This is a genomic window from Paenibacillus sp. MMS18-CY102 (assembly GCF_009789195.1).
In the GTDB taxonomy this organism is placed as follows: domain Bacteria; phylum Bacillota; class Bacilli; order Paenibacillales; family Paenibacillaceae; genus Paenibacillus_T.
This window is the reverse complement of record NZ_WSTC01000067.1, coordinates 1-7,322: the sequence shown is the minus strand read 5'-3', so window position 1 is coordinate 7,322 and position 7,322 is coordinate 1. Positions and strand designations below refer to the sequence as shown.

Genomic DNA, 7,322 nt, shown 5'->3' with positions numbered 1-7,322 from the left:
GCTCCACCAGGATGCCTACAGGCTGATCCGGCTGTACACCTTCTGCACGCAACCTCCGCGCAAGCCGGTTCGCCTTTTCGTTCAGCTCACCGTATGTCAACTGGCTTCCTTCATATACAACCGCAACCTGCTCCGGCATATGTTTCACCTGCTCTTCAAACAACTGGTGAATCGTCTTGTCTCGCGGATAGTCTGTAACCGTGTCGTTGAATACCTCCAGAATCTGCGTTTTTTCAACTTCGGTTACCAGTTCCAGATCATTCACGCAAATGTTAGGATTGTTCACTATCTGTTCAAGTACATGAATCAGATGGCCTTGTATCCGCTCAACACTCGTCTGGTCATACACAAGTGCATTGTATTTGTAGCAAAGGTGAAGCTCTTCTCCAGGCAGGACAATCAGGTTAAAGTCATAGTTCGTTTGTTCATTCATTTCTACGTTCGCAATGGTGAAGCTTGCCTGGTCATGGCTTCCCAGTTGCTCTACCTTCTGCTGAACAGGATAGTTCTCAAATACCATAATATGATTGATCAAGCCTTGCTTTTGCTCAGTCAGGTTCTGAATGTCGTAAAGCGGATACGTGTCGTAGGCACGCGTTGCCGTCGCTTGTTCCTGATTCCATCGCATTGCTTCCGCAAAGGTGGCACCTGGTTCCGTGCGTATACGCACCGGAACCGTATTGATGAACAGGCCGATCATGCTCTCAATACCGGGAATTTCAGCCGGTCTGCCCGAAACCACGCTTCCGAACACAACATCCTGATTTCCATTGTATTTTTGCAACACGATGCCCCATGCCGATTGCAACAGTGTATACAACGTCACCTGATGCTGCCTTGCTACCTTTCTCATTTGGTCAGTCAGTTCCCGACCGGCGGAGCAAATCAGTTCTTCAGCAAGATAACCCTCCACCTTGTTCTGCCGATTTGCTGTTGGCAGTAACGTTTGTTGTTCATATCCGGCTACATATTCACCCCAATACCTGGATGCTTCTTCGTTGTCTTGTTGTTCCAGCCACTCAATATAACGGCTGTACGGAGTTACCGGGGCTAGCTTCGGCTCTCTTTGCCCAACAAGGGCAAAATACGTATAGAACACTTCCTGTGTTAAAAGCGACAAGCACCAGCCATCCATTAAAATATGGTGAAAGCTCCAGATGAAGTGATACGTTTCTTCTCCAGTACGCAAAATCGATACGCGCATCAGTTCCCCTTGAGCAAGATCAAATCCCCTGGCCTTGTCTTCTCTCGTAAACTTGTTGATATACTCCTTACGCTGCGCTTCATTCATTTGACGCAGATCTTCGACGTAGAAGCCAGCCTTCTTGTTTCGGAATATGATTTGCAGCGGTTCTTCCCGACCACTGATAAAATTTGTTCTGAATACCTGGTATCTCTTTACCAGTACTTTCAAACTTTCCCCAAATAGTTCTTCATCAAATGTCCCTACAAGGTCAAATGTGGCGTTTTCAAAGTAAACTCCTGATTGTGGATCGAGCAAATTGTGGAACATCATACCCTTTTGCATCGGCGTTAACGCGCAGATGTTCTCAATTTCGCCCAAATGACAGGTTTGCGCGATGATTTGTTCCAATTCCTCGATCGTTAATCCTTTACGTAAAAGATCGCTTGGTGTCGGCTCTGGCCTCTCTTTAGTCATACAATGCGCAATCACTTCTTGCAGACTGGTCTTGAACAGCTCCGTGAACCGTTCCATCGTTTCCCTGCGATACGCATGAGCGCTGTAATCAATCGTTAGCGACAACGAACCTTGCGAAATCATTCCATTTATATCTAAAGCATATTTTATCGCCGTGTTTTCGTTTACGGCTACACCGCTGGAATAACGCGATAGCTCTATTGCATGCTGATTGAGGTCTTGGTCAAACTGACCCAAATAGTTGAAGCTGATCTCCGGCTCCGCTTTCCAATCGATGCCTTCCCCGAACGCTGACATGTATTTCAGGATTCCGTAACCGATTCCCTTTTGTGGAATTTGGCGCAGCGCTTCTTTCGTTTGCTTAATCCGTTGTGATACATCTTGATCCTGGCCTATTGTCAGCATCACCGGATACTGGCTGGTAAACCAACCGACGGTTCGCGTGATGTCGATATCCGGCAGAATGGACTCTCGACCGTGTCCTTCCAGATTGACCAGCACTTGCTCAATGCCACTCCAGATGTGGATAGCCGCACCCAACGCCGTTAGCAGCAGGTCGGTCACTTCCGTGTTGTAGGCACGGTGCGCCTGTTTCAGAAGCAGATCGGTTTCCTGTTCTGTCCACTGTACCGTAACGGTTTCACTATCCCGAAGCAAGGTTTTCTTCTGTTCATCGTCATCTTTAGGAAGCGGCGTACCGCCGGCTTGTTCGATGCTCTGCCAAAACACGCTTTCATGTTCTATCTCCGTATGGTTGGCATACAAAGCTAGATGTTCCGCCCACGTCTGGAAGGAATCCGTCTTTTGCGGAAGCTGGATCGGTCGCCCCATTTCCGCTTGTTTATAGCCTGTGGAGATATCCTCCAGCAAAATCCGCCATGACACTCCGTCTACCACCAAATGATGGATTGCAATAAGCAAATGGTCGCCGTCGGCGCAGCGGAACAACCCCACCTTCACCAAAGGCCCTTCACTCAAATCGATGCTCGCTTGAATATCGTTGGCCTTCGTTTCAATCATCCGGGCAGTATCTACCTCATCACGCCTACAATCCACCACTTCCAGACTGTACAGTTCTCCTTCGTTCACTCCGCGATTCCGAGCTTCATATCCACGTTCTCCCTTGTGAAACACCATGCGAAGGGCATCATGATGCTCCGTTACCCTTGTCATCGTCTCGCGAAGGGCTATCTCATCAAAACCTTGCTCCCGATACAGCAGGATTGCTTGGTTAAAGTGATGCAGATCGGTCAGTTGATTCTCGAAGAACCAATGTTGAATCGGTGTCAGACCGGCAGCACCTTTTATCTCTCCTTGTTCCGCTACTCTGTTGGACAATTGGACATGCGGGCTCAAGGATGCTACGGTCGGATAGATAAACATATCCTTCATCTCGATCTTGTAGCCTGCTTGAAGCATCCGTGAAGATACTTGAATCGACTTGATGGAATCGCCGCCAAGATCGAAAAACTTATCCATGATGCCAACCGATTTGACACCAAGAACGGCTTGCCAGATTGAAACCAATGTACGCTCTACCTCTGTACGTGGGGCTACATACTCTGTCCCCGTAAAGCTGCTTCCTTCTGATGCAGGCAATGCCTTGCGGTCGATTTTGCCATTTGGGCTAAGCGGCATCTTGTCCATCTGTATGAAGTAGGATGGCACCATATAGCTAGGCAATTTCTCGGACAGCAAAGTTCGTAAGTCCCTTACCGCCAGTTCCTCTTCCGCTACAAAATAGGCGCACAAGTGTTTTTGTCCCGTTTCATCTTCTCGTGCAGTGACGACGGCCTCCTGTACGGCTTCTAGCTTCATCAATTGGGTTTCAATTTCACCCAGCTCGATTCGGTAGCCACGGATTTTTACTTGATGGTCGATTCGGCCTTTGTATTCCAAAGTACCGTCTGAGCGCCACCTTGCCAAATCTCCCGTCCGGTAGATGCGTTCTCTTGGCCGGAACGGGTTTGGGATAAACTTCTCTTCCGTTAACTCTGGCTTGTTTAAGTATCCTCTGGTTACCCCATCTCCACCGACAATCAGTTCGCCCCAGGCCCCAATTGGCGCCAGATTCATGAACGGATCCACGACATACGCTGTGGAGTTGTGAATAGGACGGCCAATCGGCACGGTCGCTGTCTGTTCTTCCTTAATCTCATGCGTAGTAGAGTTTGTAGCGTTTTCGGTCGGCCCATAAGCGTTGATGATGCGAAGTCCCGGGTGATGCTGGAGCACGCGATTGACATGGGGCACGGATAGGACGTCTCCCCCAATGATCAACGTTTGTACGCCTTCGAACAGCTTGCTGTCCTGTTGGGAAAGCTGATTGAACAGAGGCGTGACCAGTTGCAGGGTGGTAATGCCGTGCTGCTGGATCGTTTTCTTTAGCTTCATGGCATCCAAAATCACGTCTTTAGGTTCCAGATACAGCCGTCCGCCGTTTAACAGCGCCCCCCAAATTTCAAACGTCGAAGCGTCAAACACGATCGACCCCGCCTGCAAGATGCGGGTATGTTCGTTCAGTTCGGCATAGTTGGTGCTTTTCACCAGACGTACGACGTTTCGATGTTCGACCATCACTCCTTTTGGCTTGCCTGTTGATCCTGACGTGTAGAACAGATTAGCCAGGTGACGGGGGCCTGTGAGGGTCGCCAGATTCGAGCCGTCTTCCTTATCGAACAACGCGTCATCCAAAACGAGGGTTGTACCCGTGAAGGCAACGCTTTCCTTGAAGCGACTTTGTACCAACAATTGCTTCGCCCCGGAATCCTCCAGTATGTAGCGAATCCGTTCCTCCGGATATACCGGGGTAATCGGTACATAGGCGCCGCCTGCTTTCAAAATTCCCAATAGGCCGACCATCATCTCCAGAGAACGCTCCACCAAGATGCCTATAGGCTGATCCGGCTGTATCCCTTCTGCACGCAACGTACGCGCAAGTCGGTTCGCCTTTTCGTTCAGCTCACGATACGTTAGTTGACTTCCTTCATATACAACCGCAACCTGCTCCGGCGTACGCTCCACCTGCTCTTCAAACAACTGGTGAATCGTCTTGTCTCGCGGATAGTCTGTAGCCGTGTCGTTGAATACCTCCAGAATCTGCGTTTTCTCATCCGGAGTAATCATCTCAATCGCTGAAAGTTTCGTTTGTGGGTCTTTCACAATGACATCGATCAACTGCTTGAAGTGCTGGGCCATTCGCTCTACCGTTTCTCGCTTGTACAACGAGCTGGCGTATTCGATGCTGCATACGATGCCTTCTGCTTCTTCCACCAGGTTGAAGGTAAGGTCAAACTTGGCAACATGATGCTCGAGCGGATAAGGGATACATTTCAAATCCCCAATGCTCAGTTCGCTTTGCTCGGTGTTTTGCAGGATGAACATCGTATCGAACAACGGATTGCGGCTTACATCTCTGGCCACATCGAGCTTGTTGACCAGTTCTTCAAACGGATAGTCTTGATTTTCATAGGCTCTCAGCGCATTTTCTTTCACTTCCTGGACGTACGCATGGAACAGCTTTTCCCCCGACGGAGCGTTGCGCATCGCCAGCGTATTCACAAACATTCCCAGTGTCTGCTGCAAATCCGCATGTGCTCTGCCGGCAATTGGCGTACCTACGATAATATCTTCTTGTCCGCTGTACTTGGAAAGCAACGTTGTATAGGCTGAAAGTAGAACCATGTACAACGTCGTTCCGGTTTGCGTTGCAAGCTGTCGCAGTCCTTCGCTGCGTTGCTTGTCGATCACAAATTCGAACGTATTTCCCTCAAAGCTTTTGACTGGCGGCCTTGCGTAATCGGTTGGCAGATCGAGCACGGGAATCTCTCCGCTGCATACCTCCAGCCAATACGCCTCCTGCTGCTTCATCCGTTCGCTCTGCACCTCTGCCTGCTGCCATGCCGCATAATCCTTGTACTGAATCCGCAGCGGCGTAAGCTCCACACCATGGTACAACTGAACAAATTCCTGCACCATAATACCAACGGACGTTCCGTCGGAAATGATATGATGCATGTCAATGAGCAATACATGGCGATCCGGCTTGCATTCGATCAGCCCGACCCGCAAGAGCGGCGCATGGCTAAGATCAAAAACACGCACAAATTGGCGATAGAGCCCTTCCACCTCTTCTTCGCTCGCCTGCGTGTACGCCACGGCAAATTCCACATCCTCGTGTACGCGCTGGACAGGTTCACCGTTGACCAACTCTATGCCGGTTCGCAACGCCTCGTGGCGACGGATTAAGTTGCGGAATGCTTCCTCCAGCCTTTCTCGATCGATTGGCCCGTCCACCGTAAAGATACCCGGCATATTGTAGCTAAGCTCTCCGCCTTCCAGTTGACTCAAAATGTACATTCGTTTTTGGGCGGAAGAGACAGGATAATAGGTACTTTCTTCAATGACTGGAATGGAACCATACGTATGTTGTTCCTTGCCAGAGATGACTTCTGCCATTTGCTCGATGGTCGAGTATTGGAACACTTCCCGCAGCGGCATCTCGATCCCCATCGCTTTGTGCATCTTCGCCACCAGCGTTGTCGCTCGCAAAGAATGCCCGCCAACGTCGAAGAAGTTGTCCTTCATGCCGATGCGCTCAAGTCCGAGCACCTCTTGCCAGATTTGCGCGAGTTGAGCTTCCATCGGGGTGCGCGGAGCCACGTATTCTGTCCCCGTTTGCATGCTTCCCTCTGGCGCTGGCAGCGCTTTGCGGTCCACTTTTCCGTTCACGTTCAACGGGATTTGCTCCATAGGCACAAAGAAGGACGGGATCATATAACTAGGCAATTCCTCAGACAGCAAAGTTCGTAAGTCGCTTACCGTCAGTTCCTCTTCCGCTACAAAATAAGCGCACAAGTGTTTTTGTCCCGTTTCATCTTCTCGTGCAATGACGACGGCCTCTTGTATGGCTTCTAGCTTCATCAATTGGGTTTCGATTTCACCCAGCTCGATTCGGTAGCCGCGGATTTTGACCTGTTCGTCGATTCGGCCTTTGTATTCCAACGTACCGTCTGCGCGCCACCTTGCCAAATCTCCCGTCCGGTAGCTGCGTTCTCCTGGCCGGAACGGGTTTGGGATAAACTTCTCGTCTGTTAATTCTGGCTTGTTTACATATCCTCTGGCTACCCCATCTCCACCCACAATCAGTTCACCCCAGGCACCAATTGGCACCAGATTCATGAATGGATCCACGACATAAGCTGTCGAATTATGAATAGGACGGCCTATCGGCACTGCCCCTGTCTGTTCTTCCTTAATCTCATGCGTGGTAGAGAATGTTGTGTTCTCGGTCGGCCCATATCCGTTGATGATGCGAAGCCCCGGGTGATGCTGGAGTACGCGATTGATATGGGGCACGGATAGTACGTCTCCCCCAACGATCAACGTTTGTACGCCTGCGAACAGCTTGCTGTCCTGTTGGGAAAGCTGATTGAACAGAGGCGAAGTCAGCCACATGGTGGTAATGCCGTACTGCTGGATCGTTTTCTTTAGCTTCGTGGCATCCAAAATCACATCGTTCGGCTCCAGATACAGACGTCCACCGTTTAATAGCGCTCCCCAAATTTCAAACGTCGAAGCGTCAAACACGATCGCCCCCGTCTGCAGGATGCGGGTATGTTCGTTCAGTTCGGCATAGTTGGTGTTTTTCACCAGACGTACG

Annotated in this window: 1 protein-coding gene; it reads right to left on the bottom strand. The window is 50.1% G+C overall.

The annotated features are described in order from the left end of the window. Positions 1–7,322 (bottom strand): non-ribosomal peptide synthetase (locus GON22_RS25315; RefSeq protein WP_160398838.1); only part of this gene is annotated, 7,322 nt, incomplete at both ends.